This is a genomic window from Hyphomicrobium sp., assembly GCF_041674905.1.
Taxonomy (GTDB): Bacteria; Pseudomonadota; Alphaproteobacteria; order Rhizobiales; family Hyphomicrobiaceae; genus Hyphomicrobium_B.
Genome location: NZ_JBAYUV010000001.1, coordinates 1 through 20,335 on the forward strand (window position 1 = coordinate 1; position 20,335 = coordinate 20,335).

16 protein-coding genes and 1 pseudogene are annotated in these 20,335 nt (G+C 60.0%); 8 read left to right on the forward strand and 9 right to left on the reverse strand.

The annotated features are described in order from the left end of the window. Positions 1-32: 32 nt before the first annotated feature. On the reverse strand, positions 33-2,543 hold the full coding sequence (locus tag WC026_RS00005; RefSeq protein ID WP_372708734.1) for an ATP-binding protein: 2,511 nt from the start codon (positions 2,541-2,543) through the stop codon (positions 33-35). 268 nt (positions 2,544-2,811) lie between these two features. After that, a complete protein-coding gene (gene ahcY / locus WC026_RS00010; protein WP_372708735.1) occupies positions 2,812-4,221 on the reverse strand; it encodes an adenosylhomocysteinase in 1,410 nt (469 codons plus the stop codon). 411 nt (positions 4,222-4,632) lie between these two features. Between ahcY and WC026_RS00015 the strand changes: the two genes are divergently transcribed. Continuing rightward, entirely contained in the window at positions 4,633-6,063 is a 1,431-nt protein-coding gene (locus WC026_RS00015; RefSeq protein WP_372708736.1) for a VWA domain-containing protein, read from the forward strand. Positions 6,064-6,143: 80 nt separating this feature from the next. On the opposite strand, the gene WC026_RS00020 is transcribed toward WC026_RS00015, so the two are convergent. The 5 genes from WC026_RS00020 to WC026_RS00040 all read right to left on the reverse strand — a co-directional run bounded on the left by WC026_RS00020 (position 6,144) and on the right by WC026_RS00040 (position 10,016). Continuing rightward, entirely contained in the window at positions 6,144-6,449 is a 306-nt protein-coding gene (locus WC026_RS00020; RefSeq protein WP_372708737.1) for an HPr family phosphocarrier protein, read from the reverse strand. 15 nt (positions 6,450-6,464) lie between these two features. Beyond that, on the reverse strand, positions 6,465-6,866 hold the full coding sequence (locus tag WC026_RS00025) for a PTS sugar transporter subunit IIA (RefSeq protein ID WP_372708738.1): 402 nt from the start codon (positions 6,864-6,866) through the stop codon (positions 6,465-6,467). 106 nt (positions 6,867-6,972) lie between these two features. After that, entirely contained in the window at positions 6,973-7,461 is a 489-nt protein-coding gene (locus WC026_RS00030) for an HPr kinase/phosphorylase (protein WP_372708739.1), read from the reverse strand. Further along, positions 7,445-9,283, reverse strand: a complete 1,839-nt coding sequence (locus WC026_RS00035; protein WP_372708740.1) for a stimulus-sensing domain-containing protein — start codon at positions 9,281-9,283, stop codon at positions 7,445-7,447. Before WC026_RS00035 ends, WC026_RS00030 begins: the two co-directional genes overlap by 17 nt. A gap of 28 nt (positions 9,284-9,311) precedes the next feature. Then, positions 9,312-10,016, reverse strand: coding sequence for a response regulator transcription factor (locus tag WC026_RS00040; protein ID WP_372708741.1), 705 nt, complete (start codon positions 10,014-10,016; stop codon positions 9,312-9,314). Positions 10,017-10,425: 409 nt separating this feature from the next. On the opposite strand from WC026_RS00040, the pseudogene WC026_RS00045 reads away from it, so the two are divergent. Beyond that, positions 10,426-12,072, forward strand: a pseudogene (locus WC026_RS00045) (phosphoenolpyruvate carboxykinase); the annotation flags it as partial. Between the two features lie 138 nt (positions 12,073-12,210). After that, positions 12,211-12,882, forward strand: a complete 672-nt coding sequence (locus WC026_RS00050) for a dienelactone hydrolase family protein (RefSeq protein WP_372708742.1) — start codon at positions 12,211-12,213, stop codon at positions 12,880-12,882. Between the two features lie 828 nt (positions 12,883-13,710). Here the strand turns inward: WC026_RS00050 and pyrE are convergent. Continuing rightward, the gene (pyrE, locus tag WC026_RS00055; RefSeq protein WP_372708743.1) at positions 13,711-14,289 is read right to left on the reverse strand and encodes an orotate phosphoribosyltransferase; all 579 of its coding nucleotides are present in this window, start codon (positions 14,287-14,289) and stop codon (positions 13,711-13,713) included. 88 nt (positions 14,290-14,377) lie between these two features. On the opposite strand from pyrE, the gene WC026_RS00060 reads away from it, so the two are divergent. The 5 genes from WC026_RS00060 to WC026_RS00080 all read left to right on the forward strand — a co-directional run bounded on the left by WC026_RS00060 (position 14,378) and on the right by WC026_RS00080 (position 19,957). Further along, positions 14,378-16,171 carry an ArnT family glycosyltransferase gene (locus WC026_RS00060; RefSeq protein ID WP_372708744.1) on the forward strand — a complete coding sequence of 598 codons (1,794 nt, stop codon included), beginning with the start codon at positions 14,378-14,380 and terminating at the stop codon, positions 16,169-16,171. A 77-nt stretch (positions 16,172-16,248) separates the two neighbouring features. Next, positions 16,249-16,911 (forward strand): TlpA disulfide reductase family protein, encoded by a 663-nt coding sequence (locus WC026_RS00065; protein WP_372708745.1) that lies wholly within the window; start codon positions 16,249-16,251, stop codon positions 16,909-16,911. After that, a complete protein-coding gene (locus WC026_RS00070) occupies positions 16,911-17,813 on the forward strand; it encodes a formate/nitrite transporter family protein (protein WP_372708746.1) in 903 nt (300 codons plus the stop codon). The genes WC026_RS00065 and WC026_RS00070 overlap by 1 nt, the downstream gene beginning before the upstream one ends. A gap of 76 nt (positions 17,814-17,889) precedes the next feature. Then, complete coding sequence (locus WC026_RS00075) at positions 17,890-18,933, forward strand: HAD family hydrolase (RefSeq protein WP_372708747.1); 1,044 nt, start codon at positions 17,890-17,892, stop codon at positions 18,931-18,933. Beyond that, on the forward strand, positions 18,926-19,957 hold the full coding sequence (locus WC026_RS00080; RefSeq protein WP_372708748.1) for a hypothetical protein: 1,032 nt from the start codon (positions 18,926-18,928) through the stop codon (positions 19,955-19,957). Before WC026_RS00075 ends, WC026_RS00080 begins: the two co-directional genes overlap by 8 nt. Before the next feature lie 141 nt (positions 19,958-20,098). Here WC026_RS00080 and WC026_RS00085 read toward each other — a convergent pair whose 3' ends face one another. Further along, entirely contained in the window at positions 20,099-20,227 is a 129-nt protein-coding gene (locus WC026_RS00085) for a hypothetical protein (RefSeq protein ID WP_372708749.1), read from the reverse strand. Positions 20,228-20,335: the final 108 nt, after the last annotated feature.

Genomic DNA, 20,335 nt, shown 5'->3' on the forward strand with positions numbered 1-20,335 from the left:
CGAAACTGAAATGAACTCATCGGACCTTGAACTTATGCTGCCCGCCCGCCGCTTGCCAACCACGCCGAGCCCTCGCTGGCCGGGGTGACCGGGTGTTCCGGCAGTCGGATCGTCACGCGGGTGCCCCGGTTTTCTTCCGAAAAGACTTCTATCGTGCCGCCGTGCAATTCCACCAGGCTTTTGACGATAGAAAGGCCGAGGCCGGCGCCGCGATGCTCGGAGCCGCTGCTTTGGCTTTCGAAACGTTCGAAAATACGCCCAATCCGGTCTTTGGGAATGCCGACGCCATCATCCTCGACCCGGAAGATGATCGTGCCATTGTCGCTCCAGCAGGCAAGCTGCACCGTACCGTTGATCTTCGAAAAGCCGACGGCATTCGAAAGCAGATTGTAGAGCACCTGACGCATGCGGGATTCATCGGCGACGAACTCGTCGACTTCGTCCGCGACGGCGATTTCGATGGTGAGGCGGTTCCGAACGGCGCGCTCGCGAATGCCGAGGATGGCGGCGTCGATCAGCGCGCGCACGCCAACCGGTGTCGGCTTCAGCTGCAGGACGCCGGCGTCGATGGTCGCGAGATCGATGATATTGTTGATGATGGCCAGCAGCGTGTTCGACGACGACATGATGTCGGCAAGATATTCGCGCTGTTTGCCGGTCAAATCTCCAAACGCGCGGTCGGCCATCAGCTCGGTGAAACCGATGATGGTCTGGAGCGGTGTCCGAAGCTCATAGGAGATGTGCCCGATGATTTTCGTCTTCAGGCGATCGGCGGCGACCAGTGCTTCGTTGCGCTCGACGAGGGCACGTTCGGCGCGCTTGGCGTCTGTCACGTCGGCGAACGTCATCAGCGTCGCGCCGTCGGGCAGCGGCATAAGGGCATAGTCGACAACCACGCCGTCATCCCGCGTCATCTGCCCCGAGAACGTCTCGCGTTCATCGAGAAACGCGGTAACCGCGCGGTTGATCCGCAGCCAGGTGTTGTTGTCGGGATGAAGCGTCTGGGCGGCGGCGATAACTTCGCCGACGTGCGGCAGCTCGGCGAGCCGCTTCTGCTGCATCTGCCAGATGCTGCAAAAGGCCTTGTTGGACAGCTTCAAACGGCCATTGGTGCCGAACACCGCAACGCCTTCCTTGAGGCTGTTGAGTGTTTCGCGCTGCACGTCGATCAAAGCGTTATAGCGGCTTTCGAGCGCCAGGCGTTCGGTTTCGTCGGCGAACAGGAACGTGACGCCGCCGTCCGGGCGTTGTTCAGCCATGACATGGAGAATGCGGCCGTCGGTCAAATTCCAGGTGTCGTCGAAAGGCGTGCCCGTCTGGTAGCAGCCTAGAACCTGGGCTTTCCAATCGCGATGATTGACGACGGGTTCGAGCACGCCGATCTCGCGAAGCCGATCGAGAATGACGCTGTCGCTCGGGTGCGACGAAAGCCAGTCGGTATCGAGCGACCAGAGCTTTGCAAAAGCCGCATTGTAAAAGGCGAGCTTGTGATCGGGGCTAAAGATCGCAACGGCGGTTTCGACGCGATCGAGCGTGCGGTCATAAGCCGAGCTTTGCCGCTCGAGCTCGCCCTGCACGCTTTCGATATCGGTAACGTCGACGGCGGCGCCTGCGGTCATGCCGTCGACGGGAAGCACGACGACGTCGTGCGCCTTGCGTTCGCCGCCCGAGACCAGATGAATGCGCGATCTGTAGGTTTGCCCCGCCGCGAGCATACGCGAGACCGACTTGCGCTGCCGTCCTTCAAGCAGCTCGATCTGATGCTCGAGGACTTCGATCTCGCTCTTCGCGTCGACGGCCTGGACGTAGGCGGCGTTCACCCAGATCAGGCGGTTATCGATACCGCGCAACCAAACCGGCATCGGCAAGGTGTTGAGAAGCGCGCGGCTCGATCGGATATCGCGGGCGAGCGTTGCGTGCTGGTCTTCGATACGGGCGATTTCGAGCTTGTAGCCCGAGACTTCCTTGAGACGCAGAACCGCGCGGCCCCCCGCCGCCCGTCCTTCGGCCTCGATGATGCCCCCTGCGATCGTCTTCAGGATGATGCTGAACGATCGGCCGTTGACGAAGAGCTTGTCGAGCGCCGCCTTCAGCGCATGCGCGGACGTGCTTTCCAGCCACTGACCGAAGCGCAGGATTTCCGCATGGTGCTCCGGCAATCCGGGGACGCTCGCGAGCGTGTGCGAAACGATGCGGACGGCCTGCCCTTGCTCCCAGAACACCAACACCTGCGGCTCGGCGCGGATGATCGCATCGGCGGCGGCGAGATTACGGCGCAGATGCACGCTTTCAGATTTCGCGGCCCGCGCCTCGCGCCGGGCGACGCTCCCTATGCGCCAGGTGACGGCGATGGCCGCTAACGCTCCAACGGCGACGGTGAGGAACAACCAGGTATGGCGAAAATCGAATTCGACCGATCCGATGCCATGCCCGTTCACAAAGCCTGCGAGCATCGTCGCGACGCAGGCCATCGCCGCAATAAGCAGCAGCGCCAGCTGCAGTCGCGTGGTCAGTTTCGGGTCTTGGGGATATGAAAGGCGCATCCGTCCCACTGCAGCCGCATATGCACCCGCGCGCCTCAGGCAGGCGGCACGAGCGCTTCATCGCTTCAAACGACGCAGTACGAATCATCGCGAGTATGGGGTGCGCCGGGCGGGATCACCAGCGCGGTCAATCCGTTAGGACGAAACGGCGCTGAAGTGTTCCCCCCGCGCCGCGATCAAGGAGCAAGGACTGCCGCGGAACAGAAAAAGGGGCTTCCGTGGAAGCCCCTTTCGAGTGTCGCAGCGCGCTGGCTCGGCGTCCGCCGGCCTAGTAGCGATAATGATCGGCCTTGAACGGGCCTTCCGGCTTGACGCCGATGTAGGCCGCCTGATCGGGCCGGAGCTTGGTGAGGTTCACGCCGATTTTCGAAAGGTGCAGCATCGCGACCTTCTCATCGAGGTGCTTCGGCAACGTATAGACTTCCTTGTGATACTTGCCGTGGTTCGTGAACAATTCGATCTGCGCCAGCGTCTGGTTCGTGAACGACGCCGACATGACGAACGAGGGATGCCCCATCGCGTTGCCGAGGTTCACGAGTCGGCCTTCCGACAGCAGGATGATGCGGCGGCCGGTCGGGAATTCGATTTCATCGACCTGCGGCTTGATGTTGTTCCACTTGAAGTTTTTGAGACCCGCGATCTGGATCTCGTTGTCGAAGTGGCCGATGTTGCAGACGATGGCGCGGTCTTTCATCGCGCGCATGTGGTCGACCGTGATGATGTCCTTGTTGCCGGTCGCGGTCACGAAGATGTCGGCGCGCGGCGCGGCGTCTTCCATGGTCACGACTTCATAGCCTTCCATCGCCGCCTGCAGGGCGCAGATCGGATCGATCTCGGAGACCATGACGCGGCAGCCGGCGTTGCGCAGTGACGCGGCCGAGCCTTTGCCGACATCGCCGAAGCCCGCAACCATGGCGATCTTGCCGGCCATCATCACGTCGGTGCCGCGGCGGATGCCGTCGACGAGGCTTTCCCGGCAACCGTACAGGTTGTCGAATTTCGACTTCGTGACGCTGTCGTTGACGTTGATGGCGGGGAACAGCAGCGTGCCGTTTTTCTGCATTTCGTAGAGGCGGTGGACGCCGGTCGTTGTTTCCTCCGAGACGCCCTTGATGTTCGTCGCGACCGTCGCGAACCAGCCCTTCGGCTTCTCTTTCAGCGTCTTCTTGATGAGCGCGAAGAGAACCTCTTCTTCTTCCGAGCCGGCCTTGTCGAGGAACTCCGTATCGCCCGTCTCGGCGCGCAGTCCGAGATGGATGAACAGCGTCGCGTCGCCGCCGTCGTCGAGGATCATGTTCGGCACGCCGCCGTCGCCCCACTCAAAGAGCTTGCGCGTGTAATCCCAGTATTCGACGAGGCTTTCGCCCTTCCAGGCGAACACCGGGATGCCAGCGGCTGCAATGGCGGCGGCCGCATGGTCCTGGGTCGAATAGATGTTGCAGGATACCCAGCGGACGTCGGCGCCGAGCGCTGTGAGCGTCTCGATCAGCACGGCCGTCTGGATCGTCATGTGCAGCGAACCCGCGATGCGGGCGCCTTTGAGCGGCTTGGAGGAACCGTATTCCTCGCGTGTTGCCATGAGACCCGGCATTTCGGTCTCGGCGATCGCGATTTCCTTGCGTCCCCACTCCGCCAGGCTCAGATCCTTGACGATGTAGTCCGTGAACTTCGAACTCATGTGTGCTCCTCAGCGCGGTGGTCCGGACCGGACGCCTGAAGCGCGCGGCCGTCATGATCTCTCGCCGCAAAAATGTCGCATCCACATTATTTGGGGCCCGTCGGCGCTCCTATACCGAACTCGACAGGATCGCGCAATAACACATAAACAAGTCTTTATGTCTCGTTGCCGGCGGTGTGAGGGCGTTGTTCGGCGAGCTGCGAATTCGCAAGTTCAGTCAAATGATTACTTTTGTTTAACAAAGTAATGATGATGTATTTTTAATTACATAAAAGCATAGAATTTGATATTAATTGTATTTAACAGAATAGCTCCGTATTAATCTCACTCTAATGATGTATTTTCCCATTAATTCGCTTTAAATAACTTCGTCGTTAGCCTCAGCGAAAGTAAAACGCTTAGGAGACGGCGATGATAAGCGGTGGTGGTTCCCGGCGGCCGGCACGAAAGCCGTATGCAGTTATTGTTGGTTTGAGAGTTGCGGGCAGCCGCACGATAGAGAAATTCGCTCGCGATACGCGCGGCGACGTCGCAATTCTGTTCGGGCTGATGGCGCTCGTCTTGTTCGCGATGATCGGCCTGGCGGTCGATTACGGGCGTTTTGTCAACGCACGCAGCCAGACCATTGCGGCGACCGATGCGGCTGTCCTTGCTGGCGCACGCGCCTTGCAGACGAACGGCGGCGACCAGGCGGCGGCTCTCAAAGTCGCGCAAAGCTATTATGCGCAGGCGACCAAAAGTCGTCTCTCGCTGAGCACCGATACCATCAACTTCGCCATCGCCGACAATGCGACGGCGATGGTGACGACCGGAAATGCCATCATCACCACGCCGTTCATGGGGCTCGCCGGTACGGCATCGTTGCCGATCCTGCGCAAGGATGGATCAGATTATTCGAAGGCCGTTCTTGCTGTCGGCGGCAACGCCGAACTCAATCTCGAGATCTCCATGATGCTCGACATCACGGGCTCGATGGCGGGTCAGAAGCTCGTCGACATGAAGTCCGCGGCCAGCGATCTGATCAATATCGTCGTTTGGACGGATCAGAGCAAATTTACCTCGAAGGTCGCGATCGTTCCGTTTGCTTATGACGTTCGACCGCCGAGCGCCGCATTGACCAAGGCGCGCGGCACCGTCTCGACCAGCGCGGTGAAGATCAGCGGAACCAACTACTATCCTTCCGATTGCGTCGTCGAGCGTACCGGAACGGAAAAGTATACCGATGCGGCCCCGGCGTCCGGTAAGTATGTAATGACGCACTACACATCCAGCACGACCGGTTCCGGCTCGAGCAAAAAGGGCGTTTGCGACGTTGCGGCGAGCGCTGAAATGCTTCCGTTGACGAGCGAAAAGACCACGCTGCTCTCGAAGATCAACGGCCTGCAGACGGCGGGCAGCACGGCGGGCCACATCGGCACGGCGTGGGCTTGGTACATGCTGTCGCCGAGCTGGTCGACGCTGTGGGCGGCATCGAGCAAACCGGCAGCGTATGGCGCGGACAATCTGCGCAAGATCGCAGTGCTGATGACGGACGGCGAGTACAACACGCAGTACACCTCACAAGGCATCCCGGACGGATCGAATTCACTGACGAAGTGTCCGAATGCCGCGAACGGTGTTTGCTCGAGCGCGCAGGCTGTCTCTCAGTGCACGGCAATGAAAGCCAAAGGCATTGAGGTCTACACGGTCGGATTCCAGCTCGATAACCAGACCGCGATTGACACACTGACAAAGTGCGCCACAGACACGTCGCACTTCTACAATTCCACGACCGGCGACGCGCTGAAAGCCGCGTTCCGCGATATCGCGCTGAAGATCTCGACGCTGTATCTGTCGCAGTAATTCAGAATCTCACGACGCAAAAAAACAAAAGGGACGCTCATCGGCGTCCCTTTTTGTTTCGGTGCTGACTTTCGGCGTCGTCACGCGTCGCCGACGCATTCCTCATCGAAACCGGCCTCGACCAGACAGACCAGCGCCTGCAGCGCTTCCGGGCCTTGCGGACCGATGGCGACGATATGCAGTTCGGAGCCGGGGCTGGCCGCCAGCATCATCAAGCCCATGATCGAGGTTCCGCCGACCGATTGGCCATGATGCGTCACCATTATGGTCGCATCGTAGCGCTCGGCGCATTTCACGAATTTGGCCGAGGCGCGCGCGTGCAATCCCTTGATATTGCGGATGGTGACGACGGCTTCGGGTCTTAGCGTGTTGGAAAGCTCAGGCATTGTTTTCTCGCATCATCAGCCGCCGGAAAGCTCCTGGCTCGCGACCTTGATGTACTTCTTGCCGGCATCTCGCGCCATGATGACGGCCTCGGGCAATGGAACTTCGCCGCGCACGCTTGCCAGTTTGACCAGGATCGGGAGACTGATACCCGCGATGACCTCGGCCTTCGATTCATCCATCACCGAGATGGCGAGGTTGGAAGGCGTGCCGCCGAACATGTCCGTCAGAATGATGACCCCGTCGCCTCCGTCAACCGAGCGCACGGCGTTGAGAATATCGACCCGGCGCGCTTCCATGTCGTCCTCGGGGCCGATGGCGATTGTTTCAAGCGCAGTTTGCGCACCCACAACATGTTCCAGCGCGTTGCGGAATTCCTGGGCAAGGCCGCCATGCGTGACGATGACAAGTCCGATCATGAGCGCCGGCCGTTAAACCTCATTCGGCGAAAGCTTCGCATGCTTCGCCATGTGGCGCGGAAGGTGGCAACTGTTCGCCCCCTGCGCAAGGGGTTTGTAGACGAACTTACTCCTTAACCTCGATACGTGGCAGGCTGGACATGTCAAGAGCCGCGAATATTTTCGGCGGCGCCGAGCTTTCGAAAGGTAAAAGCCGGATCAAGGGGACTTTGACGCCGCACAATACGACCTTAGGCCAGGGCTCCGGATACCGCTCGATGGAGCCTTCGCGCGCGATATCAACGACCAGTGCGATGTCGACCGCGTCTCTGACGGCAACCTCCAGGATGCCGACGCCACGGACTTCGATCTTGCCGCGCAGTGTCGCAGGTGCCGTTGCCTCGAGGCGGGGCGCGCTCTGCGATCGATCGCTCCTGAGAAAAACCTGATCGTCGGCGATGAGCATCACGGGATCGCGAAGTAGCGTCGAGGGGCCATACGCCAGACATCTGAGCGCGAGATCGGATTTCCCGGAACCGGAAGGACCGCGGATCAGCACGCCACGGTCGCCGACCGCAATAGCCGTCGCATGCACGCGATCAGCTTCGCCTTGCAAGTCCGTCTCCAACGTTAGCGATAAGCGGCAACTGCACCGTGAAACGTGCGCCGGTCATGACCGCCGAACCATTTTGCAGGCGGTTCTCAGCGAATATCTCTCCATGATGACTGACGACGATCTCGCGGGAAATCGATAGCCCGAGGCCCGAATTCTTGCCGCGCTTAGCATCGGTTTGCGGCCGGTCGCTATAGAACCGGTCGAAGATCTGACTGAGCTTGTCGGGTGGTATTCCAGGCCCATCGTCCTCGACGCTGATCTCGATCTTGCTGCCGTTCGGGCGTGCGCGCACGGTGATCTTGCCGCCCTCGGGCGAAAAGGACAGTGCGTTGTCGATCAGGTTCGTGAAGACCTGACCAAGCCGTCCGTCATTACCGCGCACCTTGAAGGACGACGGAGCCGCCGGCTCGATGATAAGGTCGATCTTTCGGGTGTCGTCGGCAAGCATGTCGGTGAAGAGACTATTGATGCACTCGAGGACGCCACGCACGTCGACCGTTTCCATATGCTGACGCGCCAGTTCGGCATCGAGCCGTGACGTGCTCGAGATGTCGTTGATCAAGCGGTTCAGGCGCTTGAGTTCGCTCTGGATCTCGGTGACGAGTTCCATGCGGTCGGCGTCCGTCTTCGCATAGGCCATGGCTTCCGCGGTCGATCGGGCGGCGGCGAGCGGGTTTTTCAATTCGTGCGCCACGTCGGCCGCAAATCTTTCGCTCCCCTCTATCCTCCGGTAGAGCGCATTCGTCATCGCGACGAAAGCGCGGCTCGTCTGGCCGACCTCATCGCGGCGTTCCGTCAGATCTGGAAGCTCTTGGCGTGCGGAGATGTTTTGCGTCACGTCGTAGGCGGCTTCCGACAGTCGCCGCATCGGCACCGCTACTGTTCTTTCCAGAACTAGCGAACTGCCGATGGAGACAACGAGCGCCATCGCCGCGATCTGCAGGATCAGCCAGCGTTCGTCCCACAGCACGTCGTCGATGTCGCCGGGCTTGGTCGAAACGAGCAGCACGCCGAGGATCTTGTTACCACGCTTGATCGGCTCGGCCATCGACACGATCTGCTGCCCGCGCTTGTTGAGCAGCAGGATCGGCGTTTCGACTCCGCGCTGCGCGGCATTCTTGACTTCCGGGTAAAGGAAACCGTTTGTCGTGCCGAGCTCGCGATAGACTTTCAGCTCCTTGTTGATCACCCAGTAGTTGAGGCGCGTCCAAAAGTTCTTGAGCCGGGGCGTCTGGCTGTTGTCCGCGCCGGTATTGGCTTTCGGATCGTCGGAGAACAGCGTTTCGCTGTTGAGGATCAGCGTGCCCTTGGTGGAATAGATACGCGCCTTGAGGCTTGCCGGTCCGACGAGCTTTCTCAATACGACGGCCGCCTGATGCGGATCGATCGGCAATTCGAAGGCCGCGAAGGCGTCGTCTCGCTGGGCCCACGTCGTCGTCTTTTCGGGCAGCCGGTTCGGATCGAAGATCGCGCGTTCGTTGACGGCACGGTAGGCGATCGCCTCCGACGTCATGCGCGATACCGTCTTGACGACGTCGACCTTCGCATCCAGCAGCCAGCCGTGATGCAGGCTGAGATAGAGCATCGCGAACAGCAGGCCCGCGAGGCCGAGCAGGTTGGCGAGCAGAATGCGCCGCCTAAGGCTCTTGCCGATGGCCCGCGCGATCCACCCACGCGAGACCAGCCGGCCCGCACCGGTCAGCGCCGACATGACGAACTGGCGCGCGTCGAAGCGAGACCCAGCTTCGGCTGCGGACGGCTGCGGCGCGTTCGCGCCGGGTAGCGTTGCGCCAATGGCTATGTCGTTGCTGTCGAGCGCCATCCAATCCCCATTGACGGCGGCGTGCCCACTACTCTTTGAAACGGTAGCCGACGCCGTAGAGCGTCTCAATCACGTCGAAGTCGTCATCGACCTGTTTGAATTTCTTGCGCAGCCGCTTGATGTGGCTGTCGATCGTCCGGTCGTCGACGTAGACCTGATCGTCGTAAGCGGCATCCATCAGAGCGTCGCGCGTTTTGACGACTCCCGGCCGCGTCGCAAGCGCCTGCAGAATGAGGAATTCCGTCACCGTCAGCGTGACGGGCTTGCTGTCCCAATGACAGGTGTGACGCTCCGGATCGAGCTTGAGCTTGCCGCGTTCGAGAACGCGCTTGGCTTCGTCTTCGACCGTCGCGCCGTCCTTGGGCGCGACGCGGCGCAGAACCGCTTTCACGCGCTCGACGATCAGGCGCTGCGAGAACGGCTTTGCGATGTAGTCGTCGGCGCCCATCTTGAGGCCGAACAGCTCATCGATTTCCTCGTCCTTCGAGGTGAGAAAAATCACCGGCATTGCCGATTGCTGGCGAACCCGGCGCAACAGCTCCATGCCGTCCATGCGCGGCATCTTGATATCGAAGATGCCGAGGTCGGCGGGTTCTTCAGTCAGGGCTTCGAGCGCCGATACGCCGTCGCCGTAGGTGCGGACCTTATAGCCTTCCGCTTCCAGGGCCATTCTCAACGACGTCAGAATATTTCGCTCGTCGTCGACGAGTGCGATGGTGCTCTTTTCCTTCATATTTTCCTCTCAAGCCCCCGGCAGCGGTGGCCCTCACCGCGCCGCACATGGCGCTTATGGCGGGATGGTGGACCAATTGTGGCGCTACGTCCAATGGACGCCGAAGGCTGAATGCAACCTGAATATGCGACCTAAGTCGTAACCGCAAGCAACGCCGAAGAAATTCTTGCGCAAAAATTTGCGGGCGCCGTTTTTTTACTCGCTGCATTGCGCCTATTGCTCGACATACAGTCTTCGAATATTTTTAGCGGTAACATAGTGTTACGAATTCTGTCGTGCGGCAGGACGGCTAAGACCATCGCACAGCTTGAGCTTGCCATTTTGGTTTTCTAAGCACCTAAACTGTCTTGGTAGGCCCGAAGTACACACACCAGCGCTCGAATTGAATGCGTTCGCGTCATCGCGAGATTTATTGTCCGGCCGGCACTCCGCCGCGCCCGGATCGGCAGGGGTACACTCCGTAATGACCATCCAATTGTTTCCGATCGCGCCAAGTCAAAAGATACGTCGCAACATGCGCGAGGCGGAACTGATCGAAGCCATCATCCGGCGAGACGAGGGGCGTCTTGCGGCAAGTGGCGCCGTCGTCGTCGAGACGGGACAACACACCGGGCGTTCCGCCGAAGACAAATACGTCGTGCGCGATCGCGAAACGGATCAGGCGATCTGGTGGGACAATGCGAAGGCAATGTCCGAAGAGCAGTTCGAACGTCTGCTCGCCGACTTCATTGCGTTCGCGCGCCACAAGGAAATTTTTGTTGAAGATCTGTTCGCGGGCGCCGATGCCGAACATCGTCTCAATACGCGGATCGTAACGGAATATGCTTGGCACTCGCTTTTCATCCGGCATCTTCTTCGCCGCCCGGAAACATCCGAACTTGAAAGCTTCGTCCCCGAATTCACCGTCGTCGACCTGCCGAGTTTCCGCGCCGCCCCGCTTTATCACGGCACGCGCACCGAAACCGTCATCGCCTGTGATTTCTCCCGGCGCATCGTTCTGATCGGCGGTACGAGCTACGCCGGCGAAATCAAGAAAAGCGTGTTCTCGTTCCTGAACTATCTGCTGCCGGCCAAAGGCGTGATGCCGATGCACTGCTCGGCGAACGTCGGCAAGGACGGCAATTCGGCCGTGTTCTTCGGACTTTCCGGAACCGGCAAGACGACGCTTTCCGCCGATCCGCGACGCGAACTTTTGGGAGATGACGAGCACGGCTGGTCGGACAAAGGCATCTTCAATTTCGAAGGCGGCTGCTACGCGAAAACCATTCGCCTGTCGAAAGCCGCCGAGCCCGAGATCTGGCAAGCGTCGAACCGTTTCGCGACGGTGCTCGAAAATGTCGTCATCGATCCGGTGACGCGTCTGCCCGATTTCGACGACAACCGGCTCGCTGAAAACGCGCGCTCCGCCTATCCCCTCGACGCCATCCCCAATGCCAGCCCGACAGGGACCGCAGGTCATCCGAAGAATATCGTGATGCTGACGGCCGACGCGTTCGGCGTGCTGCCGCCGATCGCGAAGCTCACGCCGAGCCAGGCGATGTACCATTTCCTTTCGGGCTTCACGGCGAAGGTCGCGGGAACTGAGAAAGGCATGGGCAACGAACCGAAGCCGACCTTCTCGACGTGCTTCGGCGCGCCGTTCATGCCGCGCCATCCGAGTGTCTACGGCAACCTGCTGCGTCAGCTGATTGCCGATCACAAAGTCGATTGCTGGCTCGTGAATACCGGCTGGACAGGCGGCAAGTACGGCGAGGGAACGCGCATGCCGATCAAGGTCACGCGTGGGCTTCTCGATGCGGCGCTGTCGGGCGTGCTCAAGGAGCAGCCGATGCGCGTTGATCCCGTCTTCGGCTTCGAGGTGCCGCTGGCACCCCCGGGCATCGATCCCAAGGTCATGACCCCGCGCGAAACCTGGGATAACCCGAGAGCCTACGACGAGGCAGCGGAGAAGCTCGCGGCAATGTTCCACGAGAACTTCGCAAAATTCGCCCGTCACGTCGGCGCCGACGTCATCAATGCGGGTCCGTCCGTGGGCCGGCAGGTGGCTGCGGAGTAAATTCCATTATGAACTCCTGGCCGGGCTTGACCCGGCAATGATGTGAATGGGCAGGCTTCCGCGCGCCGAGCGTTGATCATTGCCGCTGTGGCGCATAGACATTCCGCCGAACCTCTGAGCGGTACGGAGACAGCGGCAATGGGTACTCGAATTTCCTTCACGCGCCCCGATGGCAAGATGGGCGACGGCTATCTCGCGAAGTCGGCGAAGGCGAACGCGCCGGGCGTCGTCGTCATCCAGGAATGGTGGGGACTGCAGGACCAGATCAAAGGCATCTGCGATCGCTTTGCGCTGGCCGGCTATGATGCGCTAGCCCCGGATCTCTACGCAGGCACCGTCATTCCCTATCATGACGCCGACGCTGCAGGCCGCGAAATGAATTCGCTGAACTTCCTCGACGCGACCGATCAGCTCGTGCGCGGTGCCGCGCAATATCTTCTGGTTTCAAGCCCAAAAGTTGCCGTTTGTGGCTTCTGCATGGGCGGCGCAGTCGCCGTTCTCGCGGCCGTGCGAGTCCCGGAATTCTCTGCCGCTATTGCGTTTTACGGATTGCCGCCAGACTCCGTCGCCAAACCGGCCGACGTGAAAATTCCACTGCAAGCGCATTTTGCGAGCGAAGACGATTTCGTCACCCCCGAAAAGGCCGACGCGTTCGAGGCAGGCATGAAGGCCGCCGGTAAGCCGTTCGAGGCGTATCGCTACGATGCGAGCCACGCCTTTATGAACGAGCAGCGCTCGGTGCACGACCGACAGTCCGCCGAACGTGCCTGGGGCCGCGTCGGCGATTTCCTGACGAAGCATTTGGGTTAGCCGCGCGACGTCAAGTTCTGCTCTCTCGAAGCGACGTGCGAGCATGAACCGCGGTACGCCGCAGGCAACTTGATGATTTAGGCTCAGCCGCCATCGTTCTGAGAATCGGTGGCTCAACAGTGCAAACGTGAAGCATCAGTCGCACCGAGTCGATCCCACTTTTCCCCTCCCAAGCGGGGAGGGGTCAGGGGTGGGGAGAAGAACCGTCGGGATGTTCGAATTTGAATCCCGATACATCGAACATGCATTGATACGCGTGGTGTTCGCCCAATGAACCGGAAGGACCGGCGCAGAAAATAACTGAATCCCGCGAGCGGCTTCTCCCCACCCCATCCCCTCCCCGCTGGGGAGGGGCTAAGTATTGCTCCCAAATTTTCCAGTCGGCTCAAGGGGGGCGAAGCATTGCTCTCACGTTTTCCCCTCGCCTCAGGGGAGGGGTTAGGGGTGGGGTGAAGGACGCGCGTGATATCCGAATTCTGAATTCCGGAAAGTAAAACACGCGATCGGTCGCGAGTGTTCTCCTGGATTTTCTCCCCACCCCATTCCCTCCCCGCTGGGGAGGGGCGACACACTGCGTCGAATCAACTGTCACCCATTGGTGTCAATTCGTCTCCCGGAGCGGAGCAATCGCGCGGCCGCGTGCCGCCGTCCCACCTTGCCCCTCCCATCAGGGGAGGGGTTAGGGGTGGGGTGAAGAAACGCGCGTGATATCGGATTTCTGAATTCCGGTAAGTCGAACACGCGATCGGTCGCGAGTGCAGTCGCGCGCCGTTATCGGAATGCTGCGACCGGAACTCTTTTCCACTGCGGGGAGGGCGTGTCGCGCACCTAGCTGCGGAAATCCTCAAGCGTCAGAAGCGGCGTGAAGGCGAAGCCCGCATCGGAAAACGTCTGCATCGCGCCATCGAGCCGGTCGACGATGGTGATGACGCGAACGACCGTCGCGCCCTCGGCTTTCAGCGCCTCGGCGGCCTTGAGCGCCGACCCGCCCGTCGTCGTCACGTCTTCGACGACAACGACTTTCTTGCCCGCAAGGTGCTCGGTTTTCGCAAGACCTTCGACGAGCGCGCGCGTTCCGTGCTCCTTTGCCTGCTTCCTGACGAAGAATGCCGGGAGCTTGCGTCCGCGTGTGTAGGCGATGGCCGCGACGCTCGACGCGATCGGCACGGCGCCCATCTCGAGGCCGCCAATCAGGTCCGCGTCGACGCCTTCGATCTCGTCGAGGATGAGTGAGGCAATAAGGAACGCGCCCTCGCTGTCGAGCATCGTCGGCTTCATGTTGAAGTAAAATGGCGAGGTTTTGCCGGAGGCGAGCTTGAACGCTGGCCCTTCCTGGAACGACCGCGCCTTGATGAGCTGGATCAGGCGTGCGCGCTTGGCCGCGCCCTCGGACGGATTTTGTGCCATGCGATAGATGCGCCTCTTGCGTTTTTCGGTTCAGGATGCGCAAACACCCCGGATCGAAAAGACTGTCAAGATTTGGGAGAATATTGTGGTGGAGCGTCGCCGCTCGATGATGGAAGGATGGGCTGCGCTGGCCTCGCGCCCGCAGGCCGCATCCATGGCGCTTCTGCTGCTGTGTTTCGCCGTTTACCTTCCGGGTTTCGTTCGCCTTCCGGCCGTCGATCGCACCGAAGCCATCTATGCCGAGACCACGCGCGATATGGTCGCGCGGGGCGATTGGGCCGATCCGCGCTTCGGCAGCGCCGTGCATCAATATCGGCCGATCGGCACGTTCTGGGCCCAGGCAGTGAGCCGCTCGATTGCGGGGGAGGCCAACGCCCGCGACATCCGCGTCTATCGCCTGCCTTCGCTGATTTTCGTCACGCTCGCGGTGCTGGCGGTGTTCTGGCTCGGGAGCATCATCATCGGAGCCGAGGCGGCATTGATCGCTGCCGCATTATTTGCGGTGGCGCCGCTGACCGTGCTCGTGTCGCAACTCGCCATCGCGGAAGGATTGTCTCTGCTTCCGGCAACCATCGCGATGCTGACGCTTGCCTGGTTCTACGAGACGGCCGCGCCGCCGGTCGCATCGGAGGCGCTCGCCCGACATCCCCGCCGTTTCTCCGCACGCGGAGAAACGGGTCTGGCGTTGCTGTTCTGGGCCGCAATCGGCGCGGGAATTCTCATCAACGCGCTGCTCGTGCCGATTCTCGTTGTCGCGACGTTGGCGGCGCTCTTTGCGTTCGATCGCGATTTTTCATGGCTGAAGCGGTTGCGGCCGCTTTTCGGCGTCCCGATCGCGCTCGCAGTTGCGGCGCCGTGGCTTCTCGTGCGAGCGCATCAGGACGGCACGCCCTTCGCGGGCATGAGCTGGCCGGAATTCCTGGCGGCTCTCGGCGGCGCGCAAGACATGAAGCTGCGTGCTTTCCCGGGGACGTTCGTTCTGGCGTTATTACTTGGCTTCCTTCCCGGTACGGCGCTGCTCGGAGTGGTATTCAAGCGTTTCTGGCGCACGCGCGACCAGAGGCTGCCGCGCTTTCTACTCGCTTGGGTGATCGGATATCTCATCTATCTCGAAGCCCTGTCGTCAAAGCCCGGCACGTACATGGTGCAGACGATGTTTCCGGCGTTGGCGCTCGCCGTCGCATCGATCGTCGTCAGCGAGACGGGCCACGGCAAGCGGCCCGAAGGCGGCATATTCGTGTGGCCGACTGCGCTGGCGGCAATACCTATTGCGGTGTTCGCCGCGGTCTACGGTTTCGCTTATGAACTGCCGGGCGTCATGCCCGCCGTGCTGATCGCGATCATCGCGTCGCTGTTCATCTGGAGCGGCCGTCTGATCCATGAAGGGCTGTTGCGCGGCTGGGCGACCATCGGTGTCGCGGCGTTGGGGCTGTTCGCAATCACGCTGCTCGGCGTCGTGCTGCCGTCGATCGACAAGATCTGGCCGTCGGCCGAGATCAAGCGCGCCGTCGCGGCCTGCCAGCCTCAAACGATCGATCTCGTCGGCTTCCGTGAGCCGTCGAGTCGCTTCCTTCTCGGCGTTTCTCCGGACCGACAAGCGCCGGAAACCATTGCGAGCGAACCTGCGGGATCTGCCGCGAAACTTTTGATCGTCGAGGATCGTTGGATCAATCGGATGAACATGGCGCTGGCAACCAGCTCCAAGGCGGCGCTGCCAAGCCCGAGCGGTTGTGTTTCAGCCTATAATGTCATGCGCGGATGTCCGGTGCACTTCCGGATCTACGATATGGAGGCCGGTCAGCCTTGCAAGATTCCGGCGAGGTTCGCGTGCCTGCCAAACGCGGAGCCTGCTGGCCCTCAGAAATCCGGAAACTGCGACTGACGTTTTGTCGAACCGCACGCTCTGCACATCAGACTTCGGAATGCTATATACCGTCAAAGCCATTCAAGGATCATTCGATGTTCAATCCCGAACACCCGCCCGAGATCATCGCGCAACGCTGGCTGAATTCCGATAAGAAGCGCACGCTGAAAGCTGAGAAAGGCAAAGTCATCGTCGTTGCGATCTGGCAGCTTCAATGCCCCGGCTCGCAGAAATTCGGCTTGCCGCAGGCGATGCGGCTCAGGCGCGCGTTCGAGGAAGATGAAGTCGCCGTCTTGGCGCTGCATATGCCGTTCGAGAAATTCGCCGAGCAGACGCCGGACAAGGTCGAAGCCTATCTGACCGAGAACGAGATCACGATCCCGGTGGCGCTCGACAAGCCGAATGGCGAGGACTTGCCTGAGACGATGAAAGCTTACGAGCTTCAGGGCACGCCCGCTCTTCTGATCTTCGACCGGCAGGGGCGCCTGCGCCGCCACTACCTCGGCGCTGTCGATGATATGCGCCTCGGCGCGGAAGTCATGGCGCTGCTGATCGAGGACAAGGATAGTCCGCGCGAGATGGCCATTGCGATCGAGCGTAAGCTTGGCGCGGCGCTCGTCGATCCGGAAGCGCATCATCATCACGAGCACGGCGACGCGTGCGGCTGCGGCCACGATCACAGCCATGATCATGATCACGACCATGCGCATGATCACGGCGAGCCGGGTCACGTCCACGGTCCGGACTGCAAACACTAATGGCGGATAAGGCGCCGAAGGACGGCGCGAAACCCAAGCAGGACGAGCCCGCATCGCCAGCGCAAGATCCACCGCCAGGATCGGGTCTTAGCCGCAAGGAGCGGCAGCAGGTTCGCGAGAGCGTCCGGCATCGCCCAGCCGTCGTTTATGAGATCATTCGCGTCCAGGGTGAGATCGAACTCCGGCGCCCGTGGTCGGCGCTGTGGTGGTCGGGCGTCGCGGCGGGCATTTCCATCGGCTTCTCGTTTTTGACGGAAGCGGCCTTGTCGGCTCATCTTCCGGCATCCGAATGGTCGCCGATTATCGCCAAGCTCGGCTATGCCGTCGGCTTCCTCATCGTCATCCTCGGACATCAGCAGCTCTTTACCGAGAACGTGCTCACCGCCGTGTTGCCGGTGATGGCGCGCAAGCAGGTGCACTGGCTGCTCAAGATGCTGCGCCTCTGGGGCACCGTGCTCGCGGCGAACATCGCGGGATGCATCATCTTCGCAATGGCGCTTGCGTATCTGCCGGTCGTTCCCTCGGACGTCGTGCCCGCGCTTGCCGACATCGTCACGAAGGTCATGAGCAATTCGCCTTGGGAGATGTTTGCGAAAGGCATCGGCGCGGGCTGGCTGATCGCGGCGCTCGTCTGGATTTTGTCGTCCACCGAAAACGTTGAATTCGTCGTCATTACGCTGTTGACGTATCTGATCGCGCTGTTCGGCTTTACGCATATCGTGGCGGGCAGCGTCGAGGCGATCTACGGCGTGGCGACCGGCATCATCGGACCCGAGACGGCGGTCTTCCGCTTTTTCCTCCCGACGCTGGCGGGCAACGTGTTCGGCGGCACGGTTCTGTTCTCGGTGCTGAGCTACGCCCAGGTGCGCGAGGAAATCTACGCCGATCCCTCGGAAAGCTGAGCCGGTCGGACTTACGAACGCCACCCGAATCACGCTTTTCTCCGCCCTACAAGTCGAAGCGGAAGCGAGGCGGCCGATGGTCGAGGAAGTAAGCCGTTCTAAATCGCGAGGCGCGCGCAAACCCGGCGCAACCGGCCGGCTCGCGGAACGCGAGTCGCGAGCGCCAAACGCCCCTTCCGGCGCAACCGGCCGGCTCCGCGAAGCGGAGTCGGTTGCGCCCAACACCTTTCCCGGTGCAACCGGCCGGCTCCGCCAAGCGGAGTCGGTTGCGCCCAACAAAAGAACCATCGCGCTCGTCTACGACTTCGACGGCACGCTGTCGCCGAAACCGATGCAGGAATACGCCTTTCTGCCGAAGCTCGGCATCGATCCGAAAGCGTTCTGGGCGGAGTGCACGCGCGTCTCGCAGGCCGAGCGCGCCGACGCGCTGATCACCTACATGCATCTGCTCTACAAGAAGGCGAAGGAGAAAGGCGTCCGCATCGACCGCGCCGATCTGGTCGCGCAGGGCAAGCATGTCGAGCTTTATCCAGGCGTCGCAGCGTGGTTCGACGCGATGCATGCGTATGTGAAAAAGCGCGCGGGCGACAGCGGCATCACGGTGAAGCATTATCTGATCTCGTCGGGCCTGACCGAGATTATCGAGGGCACGAAGATTTATCCGCACTTCGCCAACGTGTTCGCGAGTGAATACTGGTTCGACGCCTACGATCTGCCGTTTCCGAAGCGGGTGATCTCCGATACGGGAAAGACGCAGTTTCTGTTTCGCATCAACAAGGGTCTTGAGGACCTGAGCCAGAGCATCAACGCGCATATGCCCGAAGCGCAGCGGCCGATCCCGTTTTCAAATTTCATCTATTTCGGTGACGGCGACACGGACGTGCCGTCGATGGCGCTTTTGAAAAAGAACGGCGGCCAGGCGATTGCCGTGCACGGGCCGGATGAGAACGAAGCGAAATGCGTCGAGCTTTTCAAAGCCGGCCGCTGCGATTTCTACGCGGTTGCGGATTACCGCAAGGGCTCCGATTTATGGAAACGCACATGCCTGCTGCTCGATCGGATCATCGCCGACGTCCGCGTGCGAGCAGAGGCGAGGGGGCTGGGAGATTTGAGTGTTTAAGAGCAATACAGTTGTAGTCATTGGCGCAGGTGCGAGCTTCGAAGCAGGCTTGCCGATCGGCTCGATATTAAAAGAGCAAATTTCCAAGCTGACCGATTTAAAATTTGAACGCGGGGATCTAGTTCGAGGAAGTGAATTTGTCGGCGAGCTAAAGCGTTGCGAACGTTTTCAGAGAGATGTGCAGCGAATGATTGCTGCGTGTAGTAAAGTGTCCGCAGGAATTGGCTTCGTAAGCTCGGTTGATAACTTTCTTGAAATTCATGCGGACGATGAAGACGTTCAAGTTTGCGCGAAATGCGCCATTACCTATTTAATTTCCAAAGGCGAGCAAGCATCGAAACTCGCAATCGACCGTTCGAAAGCCTATAGTAGACTATCTTCATCCAAGCTCGCCAACACTTGGTATCAAGGTTTGGCGCACGTGCTGTTTGAAAAGGTGCCGGCAACTGCAATCAGTTCTGCTTTCGAGAAAGTTGATTTTATCTCCTTCAATTATGATCGCTGCCTGGAATGGTTTCTGTATCAGTGTCTGATGGGAATATACGCGATTGATAGCTCCAAAGCACTGAAGTTGCTTTCATCTGTTGATGTTCGACATCCATATGGACAGATCGGAGATAAAAGCTGGCAAACTGTTGTAAATTTTTTTGGTGAGGACCTATCGAGCCGCATTGCTCTGTCTGCGGAGAAAATACGAACTTATACCGAAAAATGCGAAGCGACAGGTGTGGATGAAATTCGCGGTTTAATCGAAGGCGCAGAAAATATAATATTTTTGGGTTTTGCGTTTCACCCGCAAAACATGAGCCTTCTTCAGCCTCAAGGAGGCAATGCTTTCGGGGAATCTAAAAATATTTATTTTACATCGCATGGCATGTCGGAGAATGATGCCGAGGAAATCAACATGAGCCTCAAACATTATTTTACTCCGCATAGAGGAAAATACAATCCTGCGAATGTTACTTCTGCCAATCTCAAGTGCTTCGAATTTTTGGAACGATATAAGCGAACGTTGTCCGCATAAATTTCAAGAAGCTGGGGATCCAGCGCAAAGCGCGTCGCAGACGCAATATTGAGCCTTCAGCACTTATAATGCTGGATCCCCGAACGGCCTCGCAGGCTCACCCGTTCGAGGATGACGGTCGCGGATCAGAACAGAGTGCGCTCACCGCCCCTCGATCTTGATCCCCGGCAGATCGACTTTTACCTTGGTCTGGTTGGCGTCGTAGACTAGGTAGCTCAGCACGCCGACGGCGACCAAGAGCACGCCGATGATGAGTGATTTCGTATCCATCGTCTAATGTCTCCGCGCCGCGATCCGAATCTAAACTCGATATTCAATCGCCATGCGGTGAACGCCAAGTCAAGCGCACCCGTCGCGCCGCTTGTCGTGAGGCTGTCG

Bases quoted from the DNA above. Each gene is read 5' to 3' on its own strand.
- WC026_RS00035 (WP_372708740.1), bottom strand. From the start codon at position 9,283: ATGGCGCTCGACAGCAACGACATAGCCATTGGCGCAACGCTACCCGGC.
- pyrE (WP_372708743.1), bottom strand. From the start codon at position 14,289: ATGGCACAAAATCCGTCCGAGGGCGCGGCCAAGCGCGCACGCCTGATC.
- WC026_RS00015 (WP_372708736.1), top strand. From the start codon at position 4,633: ATGATAAGCGGTGGTGGTTCCCGGCGGCCGGCACGAAAGCCGTATGCA.
- WC026_RS00070 (WP_372708746.1), top strand. From the start codon at position 16,911: ATGGCGGATAAGGCGCCGAAGGACGGCGCGAAACCCAAGCAGGACGAG.
- WC026_RS00050 (WP_372708742.1), top strand. From the start codon at position 12,211: ATGGGTACTCGAATTTCCTTCACGCGCCCCGATGGCAAGATGGGCGAC.
- WC026_RS00020 (WP_372708737.1), bottom strand. From the start codon at position 6,449: ATGCCTGAGCTTTCCAACACGCTAAGACCCGAAGCCGTCGTCACCATC.
- ahcY (WP_372708735.1), bottom strand. From the start codon at position 4,221: ATGAGTTCGAAGTTCACGGACTACATCGTCAAGGATCTGAGCCTGGCG.
- WC026_RS00075 (WP_372708747.1), top strand. From the start codon at position 17,890: ATGGTCGAGGAAGTAAGCCGTTCTAAATCGCGAGGCGCGCGCAAACCC.
- WC026_RS00040 (WP_372708741.1), bottom strand. From the start codon at position 10,016: ATGAAGGAAAAGAGCACCATCGCACTCGTCGACGACGAGCGAAATATT.
- WC026_RS00065 (WP_372708745.1), top strand. From the start codon at position 16,249: ATGTTCAATCCCGAACACCCGCCCGAGATCATCGCGCAACGCTGGCTG.
- WC026_RS00085 (WP_372708749.1), bottom strand. From the start codon at position 20,227: ATGGATACGAAATCACTCATCATCGGCGTGCTCTTGGTCGCCGTCGGC.
- WC026_RS00005 (WP_372708734.1), bottom strand. From the start codon at position 2,543: ATGCGCCTTTCATATCCCCAAGACCCGAAACTGACCACGCGACTGCAG.
- WC026_RS00025 (WP_372708738.1), bottom strand. From the start codon at position 6,866: ATGATCGGACTTGTCATCGTCACGCATGGCGGCCTTGCCCAGGAATTC.